This window comes from Pantoea wallisii, assembly GCF_002095485.1.
GTDB lineage: Bacteria > Pseudomonadota > Gammaproteobacteria > Enterobacterales > Enterobacteriaceae > Pantoea > Pantoea wallisii.
This window is the reverse complement of sequence record NZ_MLFS01000069.1, coordinates 1-23688: the sequence shown is the minus strand read 5'-3', so window position 1 is coordinate 23688 and position 23688 is coordinate 1. Positions and strand designations below refer to the sequence as shown.

Below are 23688 nucleotides of genomic sequence, written 5' to 3'. Positions count from 1 at the left end.
GCGTGATTACGCCGGCGCGTATCGGCCCGCAGCGCCGCCAGCAGGGTTTCACACCAGTGCCATGCGCTGCCCGGCAGCTGCGGTTGCGCCTCGCCGTTCAGCACGGCGGCACGCTGCTGCTCACCGGCAATTGCCTGTTGCAGCAGCGTGACGGTTGGCTGCGCCTGCGGCGCTAAAGCCAGCCATGACTGCAGCTGGGTTTGCGCCCGTGCCCAGTTGCCGGCCAGGCACAGCAGCTGCACAAATGCAGCGCGCAGATCGGCACTGGTCGGGTTAGCCTGAATCTGGCGCGTGATCTCCGTCAGGTTGTCGGCCAGAGACGCTTTCGCCAGACGCTGTTGTAAGGATTCCATGCTCGCTCCTTGCGTTAGTTAACGGTGCGGTAAACCGCAGCGGCGGGATCTTTCAGCTCCGGATGCAGCTGTTCAACCAGCAGCACTTTGAGCGGCGCGTTACCGCTCAGCCACGGTGACCACACTTTGCGCACCTCCTGCATACGTGCACGCAGGGCACTTTCGTCCGCCGCATCATGGGCGGCCATCTGCACAACAACCTGATTCGGCGCCTGCCAGCCGTTGAACTGACTGCTGAACGGCAGCACCAGCCAGCTTTCCGGTGACTTTTCGTTGCTCAGCACCATGCGCTCGCTGTTGACGGTGGCGATGGTGAGTTCGGCGGTGTGCGGTTTGCTGGCCAGGCCGGCAATCGGGAAGCCCTGCAGGAAGGTTACTGCCACGGTTTTTGCCGCGCCGTTACCCATCTGCGTCAGGCTGCTGCTGCCGCTCAGCCAGCCATCGTCGCCGCAACGCAAACCCTGTTTTGACGGCACGAACAGCGCGCTGGTCTGCGCCGGATGCTGCCACCAGGTGCGGAAGTGGCACCCATCAAGCAGGCTGAACTGCAGCCACGGTGAGGTATCAGCCTGCGGTGAGTTCAGCACTGGCGCAGCCGGTTCGGCAGCAGCAGGCGAGGTTTCAGCCGGTGCAGGCGTAACCACCGTCTCCCACTGCTGCGCTTTCGCGGCGCTGCCTGTGGCGATCTGACTGCCGTCATCATCATTCAGCACCCAGCTGAGCTGCTGCAGCGATTTACACTGTGAGGCCATCAGACCCGCAACGCGCGGCAGGAAATCCTCCAGTGCGGTGACGTTTTTCTCGCCATGCGTGACGATGCGTAAATCCACGGTACGCTTACACCAGCTCGCCAGCTGGTTATCTTTTACATCGTCAATCCAGACATCCAGTTTCTGTGCCGGGGACTGCACGATGCGGTAGTTCTCAGCAAAGGCGTGTGTGCTGAGCAGCAGCGCAGCCAGACCCAGTAATCCATGTTTCATGTTGGCGTTCTCAATCTCGAAGAGGGAAAAACTGCGCCGCTTCGGACAGCGAGTGCAGTAAGGTGGTGTCCTGCGGTGATCCAACCCAGACCGCCAGCGCGCTGAAGTTGTCCTGCTGGCCGTTTTCCGGCTGACCGTTTTTAATGATTTGTTGCATTAGCGTCAGCCACTCTTCCGGCGTGTTCACCATATGCAGTGACTGCTGCATCTGCTCCAGCGTAACGCCATGCCAGAAGCCGTCGGTGCACAGCAAAAACGCATCGCCATCTTCAATCTCCACCACATCGCTGTAGCTGGCATCGCGCTGCTCATCCCCCATGCCGAGCGCAAAATAGAGAATATTGCTGTTGATGCCCTCGGTCTGGTGTCCGGCGTCTTTCATCTGCTGCACCAGGCTGTGATCGGTCGTGACGTGATAGAGATAACCGCGGCGAAACAGGTATAGCCGGCTATCACCGGCGTGTGCCCAGTAAGCCAGCTCATAGTCACGGTCGATAAACAGGCTTACCAGCGTGGTGCCCATGCGGCTGTGCTCACTGCTGGCTCTCTGCTGCTGGCGAATGGAGTCGTTGGCGTGGTTAACGTAATCGCGGATCGACTGCGCATTCAGGTGCGCGTTGCCGTCAAAGGCTGCCATCAGGCTGCTGCGTGCGATCTCTGCCGCAACGTCACCGCCGGGAAAGCCTGCCACGCCATCGCATACCACAAAGCACGCTGAGCGTTCACCGATGACGTCACCGGTTTGATCCTGATTGCTGGCGCGGTCGCCTGATTCGACGTGGAAGCAATAGTGATATTCATGCGTCATCCGTGTGGGTTTGTGAGTCTTTGTACTGATTAACTTCCAGGTCATAGGCATGCAGGAATGCTTCACCGAACAGCGTGTGGAAATCGTCTTCGATCTCACCGGCGGTTTCGCCATAGCGCTCAACGAAGTGTTCCCAGAGTGCGGCTTTACGGCTGCCCGGCAGCCCCAGCCGGGAGACCGATCCCGCCTGGCGCGCCTCCTCCTCCAGCTGATCCGGATTAAAGGATTGCAGCATTGAAGCAATGATGGCGCGGATGCCGGCGATCATGCCCAGCTGGTGCGCTTGCAGATCGATCAGCGCATCACGCACCGCCTGACGCGGCGGCATAAAGCCCGGCATGCGGCTGCCGAACATCTGCATCAGTACGGTTTTACCGGACGGCAGCAGTTTGAATGGGTTGTTGGCGTCGTCGAGGATCACCGTCATGTCTGCTTTCACACCGCGCTTGAGAATGGATCGCGAGGAGAGCAGCGCCACCGTACCCTGTGAGAACATGCTCAGCATCTGACCAAACTGCAGCATCTGTTCGCGGTCAAACTGCGGCGTGGGCTGCAAATCGCGCAGGCCCATGCCCTCCAGCAGCGCATCCAGCAGTTCACCTTTGAGCTGATCGCCACTGCTCTGGCTGGTGCTGCCACTGGCAACAGAGGTGTTGTTCTGGCTGGAGGCAACCGGATCGATACGCAAACGCCCTTTTGGCGTGGGCGATGGCGTGCGCTGCACCGCCTGCGGGGTGGGCAGCGTAATACCGCCGTAGTCCATCTGCGGGTTTACCGCTTCAGGCTGCTCAGGGGCTGCTTCAGACGCGATGTTCAGCAGCGGTTCGCTGGCAGGCTGCGTTTCCGTATGGTCGAACAGCGGCGAGCTGCTGAGATCCGCCAGCCCGACCGGGGGACTTTCCGGCTGCGGAATCTCCTCGTGTTCGGCAGGTGTCTCTGCCCGGGTAAGGGTCACTTCAGGCTGCGCCAGCGGGACGGCACCGCCCATCATCAGGCCAAGCGGATCGTCATGGTTGCGCGCATCCGCACTGCTTTGGCTGCCAAACAGACTGAGGGGATCCAGTTCGGTATCTGCAATTTCAGTCTGCGGCTGCGCAGCGGCGTTCTGCTGCGATGAGAGCGTGCTCGGCGTGCGATCGTCGAAGATGCTCTCCTGCGCAAACAGCGCATCGCCTTCATCGAACAGGCTGGTATGTTTGGGCTGCTGACCAATATCCAGAGGCGTGTCATTAATCAACTGGGCCAGCGGATCTTCCGGGTTGCGATCGATGCTGGCAGGCGCGGTGAGTGGATGGCCTCCGGCAGATCGATAGCTGCGGGTTTACGCTTCGACAGATCGTCGGAGATCGAAAACTCTTTCGCCAGACTGTCCCAGATTTCACTCGGGATCGCGGCGGTATTGCTCTCCTTCTCTGCGGGCGGCTCGTCGACAATCACCGCGCTCTTCGCCACGGGCTGTGGTGCAGCGGGCGCGGCCTGCGGTTGTTGTGCCCCATGGAGATCGTTGACCTGCAACTGATAATCGTCGATGCCCAGTACGTCGCCATCCTGTAATTCAACCTGGCGGCCACGCTCCAGCGGGATGTCATTGAGCAGTACGCGCGTGACGTTACCACGGTTGGTCAGGCGACATTCGCCGTTCGCCGTGATGTGCACAATCGCCTGCAGGCGGGAAATGGTGCGGTCGTCATCGGGTAAAACTAGGTTATTATCAATTCCGCGACCAATGGTGCCGCCGGGTGGAAGAAAGTCACAACGGGTTTGCGGCGGCTGGTGGCCGGGTTTAGTCGTTATTATCGTAAAGCGCATAACGGATTCCTGCGGTTAGCTGTTCGGCATCTATACCCCGCACCTCTGCGGGAAAGGTGCGGGGTATAGAGAGCAGAGTGAAGGATGCTGCGTGCTATATTCTGTTAGGGTTACAGCGGCATGAATGGCGCAATGAATTGCGCCGCTACGGAGTGTGTGCGTTGCGATATCAGTTTATGGGTTCGAGAAGATCTGCCTGAATATAACCCGATAATTTTCCGGTTAATGCTGGCTGGTTTTCATCGTAATTTGTGACATAAAACCAGTGCTGATTGATGGTTTTGATTTTCACCAATGGTGTTTGTGCAGAAACAACAGAAACTGTTTTACTACCCGTTACTGGTTGGCTATGTATTTTAGCCTGATGAATATCATCCTTTAATTGCATGGTGATTAACCATGGGTGGTTATCACAACCCGTATTAATAAAAGGCTTTGTTATATGCTGTGCTGTAAAGCTAAGCAGCGTTGCCTGATAAATATTGCTGTCGCACTCAGTGATGGAATGCAGTTGACTAAATCTCAAGCTGCCATATTGCTCGATATATCCCTCTTTATATCTAAAAAAGCCTTCAGGGATGTGAGAGAAATGTTTACTGATAAAATCTTGCGGTGATTTTATTTCGTTAAGATTAATGATTTTGGTCGCGCTATTTTTTTCATCTGACGCAAAACGCAATAAGAGCTTTGGCTCGTTGAGATTGTCATGCCAGACAGGCAACCAGTACGCTTGCAGCGTACCATTTTTCACGGCATCGCCAGCTATAGCAAAATGGCTCACGGTTAAACACACAATCAAAAAATTGAAAATCCATTTCATTGCTATCACCATTGTGTCAGATAAAGGCAAAGCTAATTAACAGGGCAACTCTTTAAGCAGCATAATGCGCTCTTTATCGATAAAAATGGAAAATAAAATTTCTTATACAAAGCAGAAAGTTAAACCGATGGCAACGCCAAAAAATAAAAAGCAAAAGCTTATAACATTTAAAACATGAAGCTTTAGCATCCATGATATTTTTCCTTGTGGCTGAGACAGAATAAAATGGTAGGTTTGTTTGCTTATTTGTTTTCCTTTCGCTAATTTCATTTTACGTCCATTATAGAGATCAACAAAATAAACGATTTTATTAGCGTTAAACAAAGAACCAAAAAAAGAATAAATATTAGTCATAATATCTAAGTCAAGGTTACGGCTTCTAAACTCACTAATTAGCTCATCATATTTATGCACATTATTCTTAAATAAAAAGTAAGAGAAGATTTGTAATATGAATGCAATAAAAATTAGTGAAAGCGAAAGATAAAGAAAGAAATCAACTACATCCATGATATTTCCATATAATTACTTCAGCTCAGGATTTAAATCTTCATCAAATGAGCATCTGCTGGTAATTCAATTAAAGCAGTGCCTCCAAATCATAAAGCCTATACCGCCACCTATCATCAGAAATGCAGTAATCAGATTCAAATTATGAAGGCGAAGCAACCAGTTTATTTTTTCTTTTGGCAGCGATTGAATGAAATCATAGGTTTCATTGTTAACCCTCTCGTTCTTTTTATGATATAGCGGCATACCCTTATAGAGATAGGCAAAATAAGATATCTTTAGAGGATGAAAAGAGGGGCTCAGATAAGATGAAACATTTGTTGTAATGTCAAGCTGAAGGCTCCGCTGGCGAAACTCAGAGAGGATACTTTCGAATTTATCTGAATTCTTCCTGAATACTATATATCCAGCTATCTGTAACACGATCGATAAAAGAAAAGCAGATGCTGATATAAAGATTAAAAGATCTGGAAGATTCATAATATTTTATCCATCGCCAATTCTGTAAACTTGCTACTAAACTCTCCGGCAACATATCCACCAACAGCAGCACCAACTAATGTACAGGTCAGATATCCTACAGGACCTGTACCTATGCCTAATGCCAGACATACAAACTGCCCCGAAGCGGCCCCAAACGTACCACCATATATGCTTGCGGTTGTGCTAGCTGCAAATTTTGCATATTCGGTTACCGCAACTTTAACACATTCATCTTTCCGGTCTACAGTACATGCCTGATAGACATCATTTGTGGTATTAATAGCCCCGAATCCAATCGAAACCCACCCTCCCATTTTCATGAACCTTGCTGCTTTTGCCGCGCTATCTACGTATGTTGAGTAGCCACGGATTGCCCCAACGCCAGCCGTTTGCCAGTCATGAATGATTGATGAGCTAGAAAGATTTAGTGCATGCTTAATTTTTTCATAGGGCCGTAAATTCAATAGCAATCGAGATACACGATTTAAAAGTTGCTCCAGTTCAGCAAACAAGCGGCGCCGCTCTATAAAAAATTGCTCGCCAAAGAGCGTGCCTGCCGTCAGGTACTGGTTACGATAAGCAGTTTCAATAGCAGTTAATTTATTAGCAATTTCTGAAAAATATTTCTCTCCGGCATCACCGATTAATCCTGAAGCTTTATCCATGTAATTAGTAATGGCAGCGATTGAAGCATAATGTCGATTGAAGAAGTCAGCCTCATCAACAGATAAATGCGCCAGACTATTGTTCGTTGTCGCTTTCGCTGCAGTCAGCGCACTCATTGCTGAAGGATGATTGTTTCCATCAGGATCGGCAACGATCAATATCTGACCCGGTTTAGCCCATACGACATCAGCATTTAATTGCAAAAAGTAATTTGCCGCCGGCATATTGCGTGTGCCATAAAGCCACATAGCTTGCTCAGTGAGGCTTCCAGGACGTTGCACTACACAGAATCCTGGTTCAATGGAAGTTTTACCTGTCATCACAATTTCCTTTTGCAGCTAAATACTTAGTATGGATTCATCTCAATTAAAATTATTGTTATATGCTTTACGTAGCTCAGCAATTGTCTTGAGATAGCTATTTTGAAATTTGTTTGTTGTTACCTGATCATAGTAAATATCATCATTGGTGTCTTTTATGCCCAGAATGTAATAATTGGATGCGTAATGGTCGGGGGCTTCTACCTCATAAATAACCGCAATTTTGACTTGTTGTGCACTCTTTCCGGAAATAACGCCCACGGAAGATATCTTATGGCATCCTGTCGCTTCCCATTCATCTTGACCAATAGTCAGGAAAAATTGATCAACATGCTTACCATCTTTACTCCAGCCGATAAAACAGACCGGGTGAACCTCTTTCGCCCAACCTTTTCCCTGTATAAGCATTCCGATAGGTTTACTGTCACGTGTAACAGAAAAAGTTTGCTCCGGGTTCACTTCGACACGTTCAAGCCCATTCTGCTGCGCCTGAGCAATTATTGCTGACTTATATTCTTGTTTATCGCCAGGAGAAAGCGTCGTCATTGCAGAAGCAACTTTCCAGGTGACTAAAAAGGTAAATAAACAACAATATAATTTCGCTTTCATGCAATCAAACGCCTTAATTAATTTTAAAATATAAATACTACATTTATCTATTGTAATCAATTAGCACTATTATGAAATACATAATCAGTAAATATTATTTATTTTAGCCAACGTTATAATGTAGTCGGCATAACAGCTATTTCATTACCCCGTGATCCTGAGCAATAACCCGATCATTTTTTGTGATGATGTAATCCCAGCTACTGATGTCCTTTCCTCCCGGATAGAAAGCATACTCGTAATCTCCGTTAGTAAAGCGATAACCGCGAAAATCACATACATCAGGACAATTTACATTGATTGTCTCGCCCTTAAGTTTTATTGATTGGTGCGTTTTCAGGCTGGTTGAGGTCAGCCAGACCTTGTCGCAACTCAGATTTGCTTCAGCGCACTGCTCTTCTATTGTGGCACTAAATTTTTTACCGCTAAAAGTCGCTATCGACTCTGCTCTTACTGCCAGTGAGTTCACAGTACACACAACGGCCAATAGCATGATAACTTTTTTCATAATGCCACCTTTAATAAGCTATCACTTTTATTTCTTTAGATTAAATGAAAGGATTTTTAAAGTAATAGCGCTCATGATCTTATTACGTCATAGCAAAGCGGCCCGGCAGGACCGCTTATTAATGCGATTAAGCTTCTTTATTTTCTTTGATGTTCCAGCCAGCGCTGCTTTCAGCACCTTTACCACCAGATGAACTTTGCTCCCAGTACTGCTGTTTCACTTTGGCAGCCTGGAATGCATAGGTCACGCTCAGAGTATCGCCATTTGCAGCACCGGTATAATCAACTTTTGATACCAGCACATCTTCCAGCGTAATCCGTGCGTATTCAATCTGCGTTCCACCCGCTTTGCAAACAGAAAGCTCGACTTTACTGATGTGCTTACCGCTGGCGCAGGCTTTCAGGATAGCAGTGGTTGATTTATCAATTAGTGCATTAACACTCAGATCTGCAAAGTTAACTTTACCCGCACCGCCGCCGCCGCCCACGGACATATTGCCTGGCTGATTAGCACCCCAGTTGAAAGAGGTGATATCGGTCCAGCCGGTGTGGTTAGAGTCTTTAGACTCACCGGTGACACCATCAACTTTTAAAAACATATCAATAGCCATAATTATCTTCTCTTGCTTGATTTACGTTCTGCTTTGATAAAGCATCGTTATGGCAAACAGGAAAGCATGGGGCTGAATAAAACAGTCCATATTTTACCTCTGCCTCGTTTTTCTGAATATCGCTACATGGTTTATTCAGAGAGTGTTTTTTATTGTCCCACTTGCTGGTGCAATAAAAAATAGTGAATCCATTAACTCACTGGTTTAAATTTTGAAACGTGGAAGCCGCTCGCAAATACAGAGCTTTTTAATTAAATAATCTGAACATCTCTCTTTAACTCTTCAGGCTGCCGGTTATGGCAGCCCGGTACAGTTAATTAGTTATCATTCGATTTCAGCGAGGGCAATTTAGAGACCAGGCGCAGTGAAACTGTCAGGCCCTCCAGCTGGTAGTGCGGGCGCAGGAAGAATTTCGCCGCGTAGTAGCCCGGATTATCTTCCTGCTCTTCCACGGTGACTTCCGCCGCCGCCAGAGGTTTACGCGATTTGGTCTCCTGCGAGGAGTTAGCCGGATCACCATCGACATAGCTCATCACCCAGTCATTCAACCAGCGCTCCATATCATCGCGCTCGCGGAAGGAGCCGATTTTGTCACGCACAATGCACTTCAGGTAGTGCGCAAAGCGGCAGCAGGCAAACAGATAGGGAAGACGTGCGGCCAGACGGGCGTTGGCGGTCGCATCCGCATCATGGTACTCAGCAGGCTTTTGCAGTGACTGCGCGCCGATAAAGGCGGCGAAGTCTGAGTTTTTACGGTGCACTAAGGGCATAAAGCCATTTTTTGCCAGCTCAGCTTCGCGACGATCGCTGATGGCGATCTCTGTCGGGCACTTCATGTCTACGCCGCCATCATCGCTCGGGAAGGTGTGGCATGGCAGGTTCTCAACCGCACCACCGGACTCCACGCCGCGAATCGCTGTACACCAGCCGTACTCTTTGAAGGAGCGGTTGATGTTAGCTGCCATCGCGTAAGCCGCGTTGCTCCAGGTATAACCGTTGTGGTTGGAGCCGTCGGTCTCCTCTTCAAAATCGAAGCTATCCACCGGATTGGTGCGGATGCCGTACGGCAGGCGCGCCAGGAAGCGCGGCATCACCAGACCAAGGTAACGTGCATCCTCCGACTCACGCAGCTGCGCCAGGCCGCATACTCGGTATTCTGGAAAATTTTGGTCAGATCGCGTGGATTCGCCAGCTCTTGCCAGGACTCCATCTGCATCACGGTTGGCGCTGTGCCGGTAATGAACGGGCAGTGCGCTGCCGCACCGATGCGCGCCATCTCACCCAGCAGCTCAACATCCTGCGGGCTGTGGTCGAAGTAGTAATCCCCTACCAGGCAGCCAAAGGGTTCGCCACCAAACTGACCGTACTCCTGCTCATAGATTTTCTTAAACAGCGGGCTCTGATCCCAGCCAGCGCCTTTGAAGCGCTTCAGGTTGCGACCCAGCTCCTGCTTAGAGATGCTCATAAAGCGGATTTTGAGCATTTCGTCGGTTTCAGTGTTATTTACCAGGTAGTTCAGGCCGCGCCACGCGCTCTCCAGCTTCTGAAACTCCTCGTGATGAATGATCTGATTGATCTGCTGCGACAGCTTTTCATCGATCTCGGCAATCAGCGCCTGAATAGTGCGGTAAGTGTCACTGGATAGGGTAACGGTGTTCTCCAGCGCCTGCTGCGCCAGGGTTTTTACCGCGCTCTCCACCGCTTCACGCGCCTGATCGCTGGTTGGACGAAACTCTTTATTCAGCAGCGCGCTGAGTTCATCCTGGCTAAAGCTGGCTGCGCCCTGAGCCTGCTGCTGTTGTGAGGTCTGCGACATTATTGCTCCTCCTTACCTTCAGCGCCGTCATGGTTCGGCAGATGCGTCAGCGATTGCAGCAGCGTTGGGTCCTGCAGAATCTTGCCAATCAACTCTTCCGCACCGTTTTTGCCATCCATATAGGTCAACAGGTTAGAGAGCTGGGTACGCGCTTCCAGCAGTTTGCTCAGTGGTTCAACCTTGCGTGCAATCGCATCAGGTGAGAAATCCTCCATGCTCTCAAACGTCAGTTCGACGTTGAGTTTACCGTCGCCGTTCAGCGTGTTATCCACCTGGAAAGCCGCGCGCGGCTTCAGTGATTTCATGCGCTCATCGAAGTTATCGATGTCAATCTCAAGGAATTTGCGATCATCGATGCTGGCCTGGGGCTCCAGCGGTTTGCCCACCAGATCGGCCATTACGCCCATCACGAACGGCAGCTGAATTTTGCGTTCCGCGCCATAAATCTCCACGTCATATTCAATCTGTACGCGAGGCGCGCGATTGCGGGCAATGAACTTCTGCCCACTGGATTTCGTTGGTGCCATGGTTTTCTCCATTAATGATGCGCGGGTAAAGTCTCGCAGGAGGCGCGCAGGTCTCGCTGCGTTGAGGAGTTACGCTCGCTTAGTCGCGGCGTCCAAAGATATTTTCCAGCTGATGCACGCCGTCTGGCGCCAGATCGCGGATGATGTCCATAAAATCGAGATCAATCATCCGCTGTACACGGTCAATCATCAGCGGTGCCGGATGGCTCGGCTCATGCAGGGTGAAGTAGTGCTTCACTTTCTCCAGCATGAGCTGCGCATCAGCGCGTGAAGTGAGGGATGCGCTGCGCCAGTCCGCCGTGGCGCGAACGGCAGCAGGCGCAGCGGCGGTGGTTGCTTCAGCCGCAGCTTCAGGGGCCACGGGGATATGAAGTGCGCTCAAATCGGTCGCCTGACAACGTTCCGCGATCAGGGCGATCTGTTTACGCAGTTGCGTTAGCTCAGGTACGGCGGATTCATCCAGCCGCTCTGCAAGAGTTTCACTGATAGTTTGCAAGCGCTCACTTATTTGCAATACCGCTTCAATTGCAGGTTGCTCTCCGCGAGCCAGCTCATCCGTCAGGCGCGGCAACCCACCGGGATATTCAGCCACCTCTGTTTTGCTGCCGTCACATAACGCTGCAGCATCACGCAGCGTGATGCCGTCTGAGGCGTAACGCAGTAGCCATGACTGCCGTACGGCACTGCTCAGGGCTGATGTATCCCCCAGCAGCGCCACCGCGTTGATGCGGTAGAAGGGGTCGGCCTCGCCAAACTCCTCCAGTCGCGGCCACAGCGGCTCCCAGTAGAGCAACAGAGATTGCTCAATCAGCTTCAGCCCCTGCGCATAGCCGGGCAGACCTCTCAGCTCGGTCCAGGCGTGAGTAAGCGCTAACATCACGCGCAGGTCCTTGCTGCGGCTGAGTAAATCAATCGCCAGCTTCTCAACTCTGTTCCAGTCAGCCGGCTCAGCCGGAATGATGGTGTCGCCAAACTGCTGTTCTGCTTTACCGGTACTCGCCTGCTCCATGGCCTGGAAATCCGCGTGATACTCCAGATTTTCGCCACAGGGATTGTCACTGCTGACCGGTGCCAGCAAGGCATCTATATTCATCGTCATTGTCACTGGCCTCAGGATTCAAACATCGGTGGATAGAGCCCGTTTCGTCCGGGTTTCGCGCCGCCGGCCGGGTCAAACAACAGCGAAAACAGCTGCGCGGTAAAGTTGCCGCTGTGGACCTGGGTATAAAGCGGGAAACCGTCGCTCTGATTGGTCCACCAGAAGCTGGTATAGAACTGCGGATCAAAACTTTCGCCAGGCAATTTCCAGTTGAGCGTAGAGGCGCTCTCACCGTTGCCGATAACGGCCAGGATGTCTGACTGCTCGCCCGTATCCTGCGACTGCTGCGGCTGTGGAATAGTGAGCAAAGCCTGATCGAGCTGCTCTGGTGTCCCGCCGCCCTGCACCACGCGCAGCAGCGTATTCCCCACCTGCTGATACCACTCGCCGGAGCGCGCCAGTAGAGCAGGCGACCACTCAGCCGGAGTGAAATGGCGCAGCGCGCACAGCGGATAGTTGCGGCCTACGCTATCGCGCGCGGCAATCAGACAGCCCATCTGAATCAGCTGGCTGCCCAGCATTGGCGGCACAACGAAGTTCCACACCGGCGCCTTGAGAAAAGCGCGCGACGGGGCGTTTTCACCCTCACTACTGGCTTGCCAGTGATGCAGTCCGATCTGAAACCAGTTGGACCATTGCCGATAAAGCACATCGGGGAAGCGGCGCTTCACAAAGTCACCCGAGCTGGGCAATTTGCCGTACCAGCCGGGTGCTGCGTAATGAGTCATTGTCGGGTCCTGTTTCAGGGGCAACTAAAGCCGGGAAGCTGGAACGGATTGCGGATGCTGCCAGGGGTAAACGACAGCGTGACCTGATGACCATCAACGTTAAAACTGGCTTCGCGCGTTAAGCCACCCGCGGCCGTCAGGCGTGCCCGATCAAAGAAGCGGTTGAGCGCCCACGGGCCGCTGGTCACCAGCGTTGAAGTGGTGCCATTAGTCAGGCCAAGCTGCATACGCACCTGGCTGGTGCCGCCCGGGCCCGGCCAGCTCACCATCTGCACCGCCTGAGGCCCGTGGCTGTAACGCAGCTGCTGACCGTCGACGTCCAGCGTCAGGTTGAGGATGTCGTTATCCATTTTCACCGTGCGCAGCGTGACGCGGAACGACGGCGTTGTCGCGCCATTGGCAAAGAACGCATCCCGAATGGACTGCGCCTGCTGGAACGGACGCAGCAGCGCTTCGCCACCCGGTAATGTTTTGCCATCAATGCCCGGCGTAAAGCGCCAGGCGGCATGGGTGGTATCGACTTTGCTGGCAAGGTTATCGCGGAAGAAGCTGTCCATCAGTCCGCTGCCCGGGGCGAACATACGCGCCAGATCGTCCGGGGTGACTTCGCTGCGGGCGCTGCGTACCAGCGGGTAGCGCCCGGCTATCGCCTGACGGCAGAAGCTGCCCACCTCCATGGTGATGCGCTTGCGCACGTTATCCATATCCCGGCGCTGCGCATCGCTGCTGGCACCGACCGCCATACTGGAGACCATGTTTTGCAGCGAACCCGGCAGACGACCGGCGCTGGCCTGCAGGCGGCTGATGGCATCACTGGATGGCGGCGGCATGCCACTGTTCGCGGCATCCTGCACCGCCGTGAGATAGCGGTAGAGATCGTCAATCTGGTGCAGGAAGTCATCCACCGCCAGTACTTTGCTGCCCTGCTGCAGCGGCTGCGCCAGTTCGATGATTGGGGCAAAGTGCACGGCTACCGCCTGCTCCGGCGCTTGCTGAACCGCGCCCTGCCCCGTGGCGGCGTTCGCGTTTGACGAGGTGAACAGCGCTTCCAGCGTGCGCGTCGCGCTATTGGCAGCCGGCGCGTTCTCCTGCGTGGTGTTGTCATCCGGCTGGGCGCGCGTCAGCGTCAGCAGTTTACTCAGGTTAATCACCATCTGACGCAGCGGTGAGTGGTTGCCCGAGAGCAGGCGCGCCGTGTTGATACGCTGTGACAGATCGGCGCTGCCGTTGAGCTGGATATCGCTCAGGAACTGCTCCCACTGACGGATGTAGTCCTGCACATAGAGCTGACGCACCGCCAGATCGGTTTGCTGGCGGTTATCCTGCGGTGCCACGCCGCCCAACACCCAGAGATCATCCTGATACAGCGCCCTGGTGACCGGCGCAATTTGCTGATCGACATGCTGCCAGTAGCCGTCTGGCGTAAACAGACCCGCCACGCCCTCATTAACCGATTTACCACTTTTGCGCGAGAAGACCAGTTCGCTCTGTGGCCCCCCAAGCGCTGACAGCGTTACCGGCTGCAGGCTGCCATCACGTTGCAGCAGGCGCTTCAGGCGTCCATAGACGCGCTGTGACAACGGCATTTGATTAATCAGCGCCTGCTCGCGCTTTACCAGCGCATCATCCTTCGCATAGGGTGATGACTGAATTTGCGTCTCCAGCAGCTGTTGCAGATGCCAGGCCAGCTGCTTCACTTCCTGCTGCGTCACGTTCTGCGGCAGCTCGCGTGAGATGTTGAGCATGAGCCAGGCATGCAGGAACTTGCCGTCGTAGTGCTTTGGCTGATACAGCATTTGATAGGCTTTCAGCGCCTCATAGCTGTAGTCGGCATCGCTGCCGTTATCGTTGCGCAGCCAGCGGGTGATGTTTTGCGCCACCTGCGGCAACAGCAGCTGCTTCAGCGCTTTATCGTACAGCGTTCGCGTGGCGTCGCTGACCTCCTTGCCACGATAGAGCCCCATGCGGCGCGTCAGCGGCGGATCTTCCAGGGTGAAATCCGCGCTTTTTGGCAGTTGTAACAGCGTGTTGAGATACGGCACCAGCGCAAACAGATCGCCACTGCCTTCACGCTGCAGTTGTTGCCCGAGCTGCTCAACCTGTGGCGTTTTACCCGCCATCTCCTGCAGGTAGGCTCTGTTTTTGCTGTAGCTGGTGAGCCACAGCGCCCCGGCAATCAGCACCAGCACCAGCAGTGCGAGATAGCCTGACCACAGACCCGCGCGGTTACGCAGCTCCCACCAGCGATTGCTGCCCGCCAGCCCGGACTCCTGGAAGATCACGTTTTCCAGTACGCCCTTCAGAAAGAAGCTCTGCCCTTTGTTGGGCGGAATCGGCGCCTCTTTATCAACCTGATCCCAGCTGCCGGATTCGCCGGCACGCTGGCCGGGCAGATGCAGTGCACGGCTCAGCTCGCCCATGACGCGGTCAAACGGCAGCCCCTCCTGCGTGCCGCTGGCAAAATAGATTCCGCGCGGTGCAAACTGGGTTTCGAAATCAGAACGGGCAAACAGCGTGTCGAGCGCCTCTGCCAGCAGCGGACGCAGCGCCGCAAACTCCTGCGGGAAGAGATAACTTTCCGCACGCGACTGCGCATCGCTCTCAGCCAGCAGCGTATCGGCCAGGCCGGCATCCAGACGCTGTTGCAGCAGCGAATACTCCTGCTGGAACTGGCTGTTCAGCTCAAAATCGGCGGTGGAGGCCTGCGCCCAGGGGAATGTGAAGCCCCATATCTGCTCGCGCTGCGCTTTATCCAGCGAACCAAAGTAGCTGCGAAACCCTTTAAGCAGATCCGCTTTGGTTACCAGTACATACACCGGAAAGCGGATGCCGAGACGATCATGCAGCTCCATCAGGCGCTGGCGCAGTGCGATGGCCTGATTACGCAGCGCTTCGGGCGATTGCGTCAGCAGATCAGAGACGCTCAGCGTAACAATGACGCCGTTAATCGGCTGGCGACCGCGATATTTACGCAGCAGGTCGAGGAAGTGGTGCCACTCGCTGGCATCGCGATCCTGCTGGCTCTCCTGGGTGGTGTAACGTCCGGCGGTATCCAGCAGCACGGCTTCGTTGGTAAACCACCAGTCGCAATTACGCGTACCGCCAATCCCGCGTAGCGCTGCTTTACCAAATTTGTCTGCCAGCGGGAACTGCAGGCCGGAGTTTACCAGCGCAGTGGTTTTACCGGCACCGGGTGCGCCGATGATCATGTACCACGGCAGCTGATAGAGATATTGGTGGCTGAAGCGCTGCGCCCAGAAAGGCGCGCCCTTGCTGCTGTTGCGCTGGAAGTGCGCTTTTTTCAGCATCTCAGTAGCTTCAGAGAAGCGGCCCGCCAGCACCTGCTCTTCGTTGGTCAGGCGTTTACGATCCTGCTCTGGCGCATCACTTTTGCCGGTTTCAAGGCTCGACATCAGTTTGCGATTGAGCCAGAAGTTATACAGACGCGGAATCGCCTGGCTTAACCCCCACACCAGGTACAGCAGCGCAATACTGATGATGCGATTCTGCTCCGGCTCAAGCGGGCGTGAATCGACAATAGAGAACACCGGGCCGATGACCCAGATGATAAAGGAGAGCGCGGTGATACCGACGAACCCCCACGCGAGGCGGCTGGTCAGTACGGCAAAAAGCATATTCAGCATGGATTAGTTCCCTCTCGCCAGGCCGTTAAGTTCCGCTTGCGTCGCGTCCGGCGCCACCAGCAGCGTGATTTCAACGCGGCGGTTGCGGGCGCGATTCTCTGCACTGGTGTTCGGCACCAGCGGGTGGCTTTCGCCGCGCCCTTCGGCTTTCACGCGCGAAGCTGCGCCAGCTGCTGTTGCAGTACGGTTTGCACCGACTGCGCACGCGCCAGGGAGAGCTCATAGTTGGAGGCAAAACGGGCGCTGCGGATCGGCACGTTATCGCTGTAGCCGATGACCAGAATCTTGCCGCTGACGTTGTTCATCGCCGCAGCAATACGCTGAATCACCGCATCGTACCGGCCGCGCACTTCGGTTGACGCTGAAGCAAACAGTCCGTCACCTTTTAGCGTGACCACGCTCTGGTCGGCTTCATCACGAACCGCGACTAGTCCGGCATCAATTTCCGGCTTCAGGAAGGCTTTCAGATTGAGCGTGGCGGGCGGCGGTGGCGCCGGGTTGCGAATCTGCACCTCCGGCAGCGCCGTTTGGTAGATGCTGGCCAGTACGGGCGACGTGTAGTCGCCGAGACGCCAGTTCAGCACGATGTAGAACAGGCAGGCCGCCAGACCGGCTACCGCGGCGCAGGCCCACAGCGGGATCATCGGTCGCCACAGTTTACGCAGCACCGGTTGATCGGTTGGATGCGGTGACAACGCGGCGGCATAGCTGCCGCGCACGCTTCTGATCATCTGCAACAGGCGCTGTTTGATGGTCTCCAGCTGCGAACGGCCATTGTCCAGCACCCGATAGCGCCCCTCAAAGCCCAGCAGCAGGCAGAAGTAGATCAGCTCCAGTAGCAGGATGTGCTGGCGCGGGTTCTGTGACAGCTTTGCCAGCAGCTGGAAAAACTTCTCGCCGCCCCAGGTTTCGTTGTGAAACGTCACCAGTAGGCCGTTGCTGGTCCAGACGCCACGGCTGCCCCATGGCGTCAGCGCGGCGGCTTCATCCAGCGCGGTGCACAGGCAGTAGCGCGCGCCCACAATCACTTCGTAACTCAGCCCGGCCTGCTGACAGCTGAGTTCAAAGCGGCGGATCTGATCGATCAACTGCTGGCGCAGCCGCGCCGGATCGTCATGGGAGACGGAGTGGCGAATCTGCGGGATCGCATTGATCAGCGGATTCGCCGCCGCGACCAGCACATTCTGATGGGCGACATCCTGCTGTGTAACGTCACTGTTCGGTTTCTGTTGTTCCTGCATCATGCGGCGTGCTCAGTTTTGATTATTCTGACTGACTACGAATGGCCCAGAACTCCATGTTCAGGCCCGGAAACTCACCGGCCAGATGCAGCGCAAAGGCTCCGGAGCGCTCCATCTCTTTCCACAGCTCGCTGTTCTTATCCAGTTCGAAATAGCTGTACCCGGCATGCCAGGGGATTTGTGGCGGTGCGCCTGGCATCGCTTTCAGCGCCAGGCCGGGCAGCTGCAGCTGCACCAGATCGCGGATTTTGGTGACGGGCGCGACCTTCATCTGCGCCGGGAAGTGTGTTTTCAGTGCCTCCGCCGGCACGCTGGCTTTCACTGCCAGCACAAAGCCGAACTCCCGCACCATGCTGCTTTCCGGCACGGTAGCAACATTGAGCCCATGCGAGCGCTGGGTCAGCGGCAGCTGGATGGCGCTCTCCTCCATCACCTGTGATAAGCCCTGCCGCAGCAGCAGCGTCAGCCGGGTAAAGCAGCCGTGCAGATCGTCGTGATCGTAGAGCGGTAAGAGATCAGGCGCGCGCGCGGCATCCAGGTGCACAGCTCGGCAGCCAGCTGCAGCCAGTGGCTATAGAGCGTTTCCGGATGCAGCAGCGGCAGATGCTGCAGATGGGCATGCAGGCCAAGCTGGCGGTTCAGCAGGGCCAGCAGCATAAAATCGACCATATCCGCGCTGTTAAAGCGCCCCGTGCCCGGCGCGCGCTGGCTCAGCTGCTGGCTGCGCTGCTGCATCAGACCGTGCAGATCGTTAAGCATGCTTTGCAGCGGGCGGCTGCCGTGCAGGGTTAACATGGGCGGAATGTAGTCGTTATCGAGGCGCACGTGATTGTCGCTGCGTTTCTCAATCACCTGCGCCACGCCCATGGCTGTCCATTCAGCGGTAAGATCCTGCTCAAGCATCAGACGCAAACGCAGCTTGCCGAACTGCACGGTCGCCGTGCCAACTGCCTGAGCGTTATCGTCTTCCACCTCCGCTTCCCAGGCGAGATAACGCGCCAGCGAATCCTGAGCATCCTGAAACGCCACGGCTTCACGACCATTCCGGCGTGCCGGGATCGCCAGCACCACTTTGCAACGATCAACGTTGGCAGGCAGCGCCAGCGGCGCCGGCCCGTGCTGCGGCTGACTGAAGGAGAAGAAGGTGCCGTCTGGCAGGCAGCCGCTGGCGGCGCTCAGTGCCAGCTTGCCCTGCCGCAGCAGCGCTTCGTCAAACTCCAGATCGAAGAAGCCCCAGGTCCAGGCGCGCTGCGACTGCCCCCACTCGCGCAGGGTGCTGTGAAGATAATTTTCTGACTGCTGGAAATGATGAGGACGCAGAAACATCCCCTCGGTCCAGACGACCTTTTCGGCTCTGTTCATAGGCATCCTTTACTGCTTTACCACGCGAAGGCCGTTGATATCCGCCATAATGCGGGCGTTCAACTCACCATCATTACTTTTCCAGAACTGCCAGAACGCGCTGTTTTCACCGTCCGGGAACGGCAGCGCGAGGCGCCAGACTTTGCCATCCAGCGCCTGATATTCCGCCATCACACCAATAAAGCGCGCCTCCGGCAGGCTTTTCGCGCTGAGCGTTTTGCTCAGCTGACCTGACATCAGGAAGAACTGCTGGTTGTTAAGCAGCGTGCTGCCCAGCGCGCTTGCAGGCTGATTCTGCAGGGAGTAGAAATCGGCGGACATGAACTCCGCATCCGAGGTCAGTAACATCACCCGCACTTTCAGTGGCGCGCCGCCGTTGATCTGCGGGTGCGCCTGGAAGTGCAGGTTGTAACGTGCCACGGCTGTCGGACTGCTGCCGCTGCATGCGCTTAGCAGTAGCGCCAGTAGCGGTAACATCCAGCGGCGCAGTTGCATCATTGTCATCATCATTCAGCCCTCCCTGCACAACGTGTTAGTTGATGATCCAGGTGCCGCTGCTGCCGTTCTGGCAGGCTTTGCTGTCACCATCGACTGCCACACAGGTCTTCTTTTTGCTGCTGGCGCGCGCGCGGCGCTTAGGCTGGTCGGCTTTGATCGTCTGGTCGTACAGATCGCTTTTCACTACGGCACGGAACGGGACATACCCTGTCAGCTGCACAGCAGATTGCGCGGCACCCGGTTTCTCTGCGGTGGTCGCGGCATCGCTCTGCGGTTCAGCAGCCGGCTGCGCCTGTTCGCCCAGCGCCAGCCAGTTGTTTTCAACCTGACCAATAACGGTATAGGTTTCACCGCTCTTCAGGGTTGTAACCACTTTGCCGCCAAAGTCAGGGCGGGTCATGATCGAGGCAGGATAAAGCGCACGGTAGGATTCGTTGACCGGGCTGAACTGCGCCGGAGGTTTAACCGCATAGCGGTGGCTCAGGGTTACGCCGTCAACGGTACTGCTGACAAGGGTATCATCCGTCATCTTTGGCGGCGCTTTACAACCGACCACAGCAAAAACAAACATCAGGCTTAACGCCACGCGGAGGTTCACCATTTTCTTCATGTTTAGTTCCATTAATGCCTAAAAAGTGGCCAGTGGCCGGTTAAGAGCAAAGCGAATCGCGTACGCAGTTTTAACTGGCTGCGATTCAGTACCAGTTGAAAAAATTAAACAGCAATACCGTATGGCTACTGCTGTGCGCAGACGCCGGACAATTGATCAGTCTAAATTAAGTATTACAAATGCAACATAAGTGACAGGGAGAAATGACGGAAGGTATCTGATCATTACAGCAGAGATCAGAAACATGATCGATTTTTGCTAAGCGAAGCACCTGTTTTTGTAAATAAACAAGCTTTACTTATGCCATCCCTGGTTTAAAAACTATCACGTTCAGTGAGACTGACTAATCGATATCGATTAAGAGATAACAGCAAAAGATTAGAGCAACCTCTAACATTTTTGCTATTTATATAGATATATCAACAACATATAAAAGACCGGAAACATCATAGCTACCGCACGAGCCAGGTAAAACCTGCCCGTAAGCGCAAAATCACAATCCATTTGTTAATGCCTGACGGAAGTTTACATAAGACTGACGAAATTTCAACGCGCCGCTAGCAGAGGAAATTAAATCAGTAAAGCTTAACAAATATTTTTAATACAAATTTGTGTCACTTTTGCGCATCAGACCGGGTTTTATCTTAAGAAAGCATTAAAAGTATGAAGGAATGTAAATGAATGATGCTTTTTCGCCCTATTGCTCATTAAAAAACATCATGAAAAAGAGTGGACCTATTCTGACATGATCATAACTGAGCGAAGCGGTAGCAGACGATTTGAAGTGATATAGCGATAATTTGAAAAAAGGCAGCAAAAAAGACCAGATTCATAACCTGAAACTGGCCTTAAACGCTAAAAATGCAGGAGTAAGAATTGTTAAGCGGTGAGAATGGATTGTAACTCTGCGAGATTTTTCACCTGCCACGTCGGCGTAATGTGTGACGGCATCGGGCGTGTACCGTGGTCGATCCAGCAGGTTTTAAGCCCGGCATTCAGGCCGCCCAGAATGTCAGATTCTGGCGTATCCCCAACCATTAATACGCGGCTGCGCGCCGGATTGCCCAGCAGTTGCAGCGTATGGTCGAAAATGGCCACGTCCGGTTTCGGCACGCCAACCTGTTCTGAAATTACCACGGCATCGAAATAGTCCCGGAAACCGGTCCGCTCCAGCCGCACCTGCTGAAGCGCCGTAAAGCCATTCGTGATGATACCGATTTTGACCCTGCCCTTTAGCGTTTCCAGCAGGCTTGCCGCGCCGTCGAGCGGTACACAGATTTCCGCCATCGCATTGAGGAAATCGCTGTTCAGCACCTCTGGCGCGACGCTGAGTTTTTCGCCCCACAGCGTAAAACGACGCGTTTGCAGCTGTAATGCTGAAATGGTGCCGTTCTGGTAATCGACCCACAGCGGTTTGTTCACCGACTGATAGTCAGCGTAGTCCCGGTCGGTAAAGTGCACGTCGTAGCTGGCAAACATGCGCTGCAAGCCTGCAAAGGCGTCGAAATGAAAAAGTGTGTCATCCGCATCAAACAGGATGCAGTCCCAGTCGTTTAACATAGTGCTCCTCGTTCAGACTCTACAGCGTTAGCGCCATGATAATGGCATCTTCGCGTCCGCTGGCGGTGGGATAATAATTTGGTCGCACGCTGACCTGGTGGAACTCCAGCTGCTCGTAGAGTGCAATCGCCGCATGATTGGAGGCGCGAACCTCAAGCCAGAGCGTCAGCACATCACGTTTCTCCAGCTCGGCAATCAGATACTGCAGTAACTGGCGCGCATAACCGCGACGCTGAAAGTCAGGATCGATAGCGATATTGAAAAGCGAGGCTTCATCCAGCACCACCTGAGTGATGGCAAATCCGGCCAGCTTGCCGTCAGCCTGCAACCGCAGATTGATAAAGCGCTCTCCCTGGTTACTGGTAAAGGTGTGCTCGCTCCAGGGGAAAGCATGCGCGCGGCGCTCAATCGCCAGCAGCTGCGGCTGGTCTTCAGGGGTGACTAAAGAGATGGTTGTCATGGTTACACATCTGTTGCCACAGCGCGCGTTTTGCTGCGCCGCTGCTGATCAGTTCATTGAAAACGGCGGTGTTAAAGGTCACGCCGTTGAAAGGGTGGTCACTCTCGATACCCAGCAGCCAGCCGGCGCAGTCAACCTGTTCAGGCAGCATCGGCAGCTGCTCCGGCGTCAGCGTCATAACCTGTGATGGCTGAATGTTCAGAGTACGCAGTACATCGCGTACCAGCGGCTCCTGCAGTGCCGGCGCATGCTCTGCCACCACCACCAGCCGCGTATCCGGCGTAAGCGTGACGGCGATTTCGCCTTGCAGCACCCGCGGACGCCGCAGCTGGTACTGCGTAATCCCCATTTGCTGTAGAAGCCAGTCGCGCCTTGTGCTCATGCTATTACCCGTTATGCTGCCAGAATGCGACGCTATGCTAGCAAACCCATCGAACATGCGCCAACAAAGCACTATAATCCCCGCTCTGATTTAACAGGAGCGTTCCATGTCTGCTTTTACCCCGGCCAGCGAAGTGATTCTGCGCCACAGTGATGAATTTACCGCCCGCCATGTACTGTTTGCTGGCGATCTGCAGGATGACCTGCCCGCCCAGCTGGAAACCGCGTCAAGCCGCGTGCATACCCAGCAGTACCATCACTGGCAGAACCTGAGCCGTCGCCTGGGTGAACAGGCGGTGTACAGCCTGGTGGCGGGTGCGGCTGACGTCGCAGGCTGCGATACGCTGGTCTACTTCTGGCCCAAGAACAAGCCGGAAGCCCAGTTCCAGCTGCAAAACCTGCTGTCGCTGCTGCCCGTTGGCTGCGATATTTTTGTCGTCGGTGAAAACCGCAGCGGCGTGCGCAGCGCAGAGGGCATGCTGGAAGCCTGGGCGACGCTGGAGAAGATCGACAGCGCACGTCGCTGCGGTCTGTACCACGGCCGTCTTGATCAGCAACCGGCCTTTGATGCCAGCCAGTTTGGCAACACCTATCAGCTCGATGACCTGACCATCCACACGCTGCCGGGCGTATTCAGCCGCGACGGTCTGGATATCGGTAGCGATCTGCTGCTCTCAACTTTGACGCCGCACACCAAAGGGAAAGTGCTGGATCTGGGCTGCGGCAGCGGCGTGTTGGCCACCGCGCTGGCCCAGCATTCGCCGAAAGTGCGTCTGTGGCTGTGCGATGTCCACGCTGCCGCGGTGGAAGCGAGTAAAGCGACGCTGGCTGCGAACGGTCTGGAGGGCGAGGTCTTTGCCAGCAACGTGTTCTCTGACGTGACCGGCCGGTTTGATATGATCATCTCTAACCCACCGTTCCATGATGGCCTGCAAACCAGCCTGGATGCAGCAAACACGCTGATTCGCGGTGCGGTAAAGCACCTCAACAGCGGCGGCGAGCTGCGTATCGTGGCGAATGCCTTCCTGCCATATCCGCAGGTGCTGGACGAGACCTTCGGTAATCATGAAGTGCTGGCGCAGACCGGTCGCTTCAAAGTGTACCGTGCGGTCTATGGGCGTGGCGCAAAAGCGCGTTAATCGCCCCGGTACCGCAAGCGCGGCGGTAAAAACGTTGCTTTTTGCAGCAGTCGTTTCACCGTCGCGAAATATCTGTTGACGCCGTGGGTAAAATCTCTAGAATGCGCCTCCGTGGTTAGCAATACTGTAATGTATTGCCGGTAT

The 23688-nt window shown here is 54.5% G+C and carries 17 protein-coding genes and 6 pseudogenes; 1 reads left to right on the top strand and 22 read right to left on the bottom strand.

What is annotated here, in order from left to right; genetic code table 11:
• From HA48_RS19160 to HA48_RS19055, 22 genes and pseudogenes are all read right to left on the bottom strand, one after another.
• Positions 1-353: pseudogene (locus tag HA48_RS19160) on the bottom strand (type VI secretion system accessory protein TagJ); the annotation flags it as partial.
• Positions 354-367: 14 nt separating this feature from the next.
• Positions 368-1336 (bottom strand): hypothetical protein, encoded by a 969-nt coding sequence (locus HA48_RS19155; RefSeq protein WP_128602729.1) that lies wholly within the window; start codon positions 1334-1336, stop codon positions 368-370.
• A gap of 10 nt (positions 1337-1346) precedes the next feature.
• Positions 1347-2137 (bottom strand): annotated as a pseudogene (locus HA48_RS19150) (PP2C family protein-serine/threonine phosphatase).
• Positions 2134-3953, bottom strand: a pseudogene (gene tagH, locus HA48_RS19145) (type VI secretion system-associated FHA domain protein TagH). Before tagH ends, HA48_RS19150 begins: the two co-directional pseudogenes overlap by 4 nt.
• Before the next feature lie 169 nt (positions 3954-4122).
• Complete coding sequence (locus tag HA48_RS19140; RefSeq protein WP_128602728.1) at positions 4123-4773, bottom strand: hypothetical protein; 651 nt, start codon at positions 4771-4773, stop codon at positions 4123-4125.
• Positions 4774-4875: 102 nt separating this feature from the next.
• Positions 4876-5283 (bottom strand): hypothetical protein, encoded by a 408-nt coding sequence (locus HA48_RS19135; protein WP_128602727.1) that lies wholly within the window; start codon positions 5281-5283, stop codon positions 4876-4878.
• A gap of 476 nt (positions 5284-5759) precedes the next feature.
• The gene (locus tag HA48_RS19130; RefSeq protein ID WP_128602726.1) at positions 5760-6752 is read right to left on the bottom strand and encodes a hypothetical protein; all 993 of its coding nucleotides are present in this window, start codon (positions 6750-6752) and stop codon (positions 5760-5762) included.
• A 42-nt stretch (positions 6753-6794) separates the two neighbouring features.
• Positions 6795-7361: a hypothetical protein gene (locus HA48_RS19125; RefSeq protein ID WP_128602725.1), complete on the bottom strand. Its 567-nt coding sequence runs from the start codon at positions 7359-7361 to the stop codon at positions 6795-6797.
• Between the two features lie 136 nt (positions 7362-7497).
• Entirely contained in the window at positions 7498-7869 is a 372-nt protein-coding gene (locus tag HA48_RS19120; protein ID WP_244182905.1) for a hypothetical protein, read from the bottom strand.
• A 127-nt stretch (positions 7870-7996) separates the two neighbouring features.
• Entirely contained in the window at positions 7997-8479 is a 483-nt protein-coding gene (locus HA48_RS19115; protein ID WP_128602723.1) for an Hcp family type VI secretion system effector, read from the bottom strand.
• A gap of 317 nt (positions 8480-8796) precedes the next feature.
• Positions 8797-10295: pseudogene (gene tssC / locus HA48_RS19110) on the bottom strand (type VI secretion system contractile sheath large subunit).
• Positions 10295-10822 carry a type VI secretion system contractile sheath small subunit gene (gene tssB / locus HA48_RS19105; RefSeq protein WP_128602722.1) on the bottom strand — a complete coding sequence of 176 codons (528 nt, stop codon included), beginning with the start codon at positions 10820-10822 and terminating at the stop codon, positions 10295-10297. Before tssB ends, tssC begins: the two are co-directional and overlap by 1 nt.
• A 79-nt stretch (positions 10823-10901) precedes the next feature.
• Entirely contained in the window at positions 10902-11915 is a 1014-nt protein-coding gene (gene tssA / locus HA48_RS19100) for a type VI secretion system protein TssA (RefSeq protein WP_167377162.1), read from the bottom strand.
• Between the two features lie 17 nt (positions 11916-11932).
• Entirely contained in the window at positions 11933-12649 is a 717-nt protein-coding gene (tagF, locus tag HA48_RS19095) for a type VI secretion system-associated protein TagF (protein WP_128602720.1), read from the bottom strand.
• A gap of 14 nt (positions 12650-12663) precedes the next feature.
• Positions 12664-16293 carry a type VI secretion system membrane subunit TssM gene (gene tssM, locus HA48_RS19090; protein ID WP_128602719.1) on the bottom strand — a complete coding sequence of 1210 codons (3630 nt, stop codon included), beginning with the start codon at positions 16291-16293 and terminating at the stop codon, positions 12664-12666.
• Between the two features lie 3 nt (positions 16294-16296).
• A pseudogene (locus HA48_RS19085) lies at positions 16297-17537 on the bottom strand (DotU family type VI secretion system protein).
• A 19-nt stretch (positions 17538-17556) separates the two neighbouring features.
• Positions 17557-18896, bottom strand: a pseudogene (tssK, locus tag HA48_RS19080) (type VI secretion system baseplate subunit TssK).
• A gap of 9 nt (positions 18897-18905) precedes the next feature.
• Entirely contained in the window at positions 18906-19403 is a 498-nt protein-coding gene (tssJ, locus tag HA48_RS19075) for a type VI secretion system lipoprotein TssJ (protein WP_128602730.1), read from the bottom strand.
• A gap of 25 nt (positions 19404-19428) precedes the next feature.
• On the bottom strand, positions 19429-20016 hold the full coding sequence (locus tag HA48_RS19070) for an SH3 domain-containing protein (protein WP_128602718.1): 588 nt from the start codon (positions 20014-20016) through the stop codon (positions 19429-19431).
• An 867-nt stretch (positions 20017-20883) separates the two neighbouring features.
• Positions 20884-21564 carry a pyrimidine 5'-nucleotidase gene (gene yjjG, locus HA48_RS19065; RefSeq protein WP_128602717.1) on the bottom strand — a complete coding sequence of 227 codons (681 nt, stop codon included), beginning with the start codon at positions 21562-21564 and terminating at the stop codon, positions 20884-20886.
• A 19-nt stretch (positions 21565-21583) separates the two neighbouring features.
• On the bottom strand, positions 21584-22024 hold the full coding sequence (gene rimI, locus HA48_RS19060; protein WP_128602716.1) for a ribosomal protein S18-alanine N-acetyltransferase: 441 nt from the start codon (positions 22022-22024) through the stop codon (positions 21584-21586).
• The gene (locus tag HA48_RS19055) at positions 21996-22406 is read right to left on the bottom strand and encodes a DNA polymerase III subunit psi (protein WP_128602715.1); all 411 of its coding nucleotides are present in this window, start codon (positions 22404-22406) and stop codon (positions 21996-21998) included. The genes rimI and HA48_RS19055 overlap by 29 nt, the downstream gene beginning before the upstream one ends.
• Before the next feature lie 106 nt (positions 22407-22512).
• On the opposite strand from HA48_RS19055, the gene rsmC reads away from it, so the two are divergent.
• Positions 22513-23544, top strand: coding sequence for a 16S rRNA (guanine(1207)-N(2))-methyltransferase RsmC (rsmC, locus tag HA48_RS19050; protein ID WP_128602714.1), 1032 nt, complete (start codon positions 22513-22515; stop codon positions 23542-23544).
• Positions 23545-23688 lie beyond the last annotated feature (144 nt).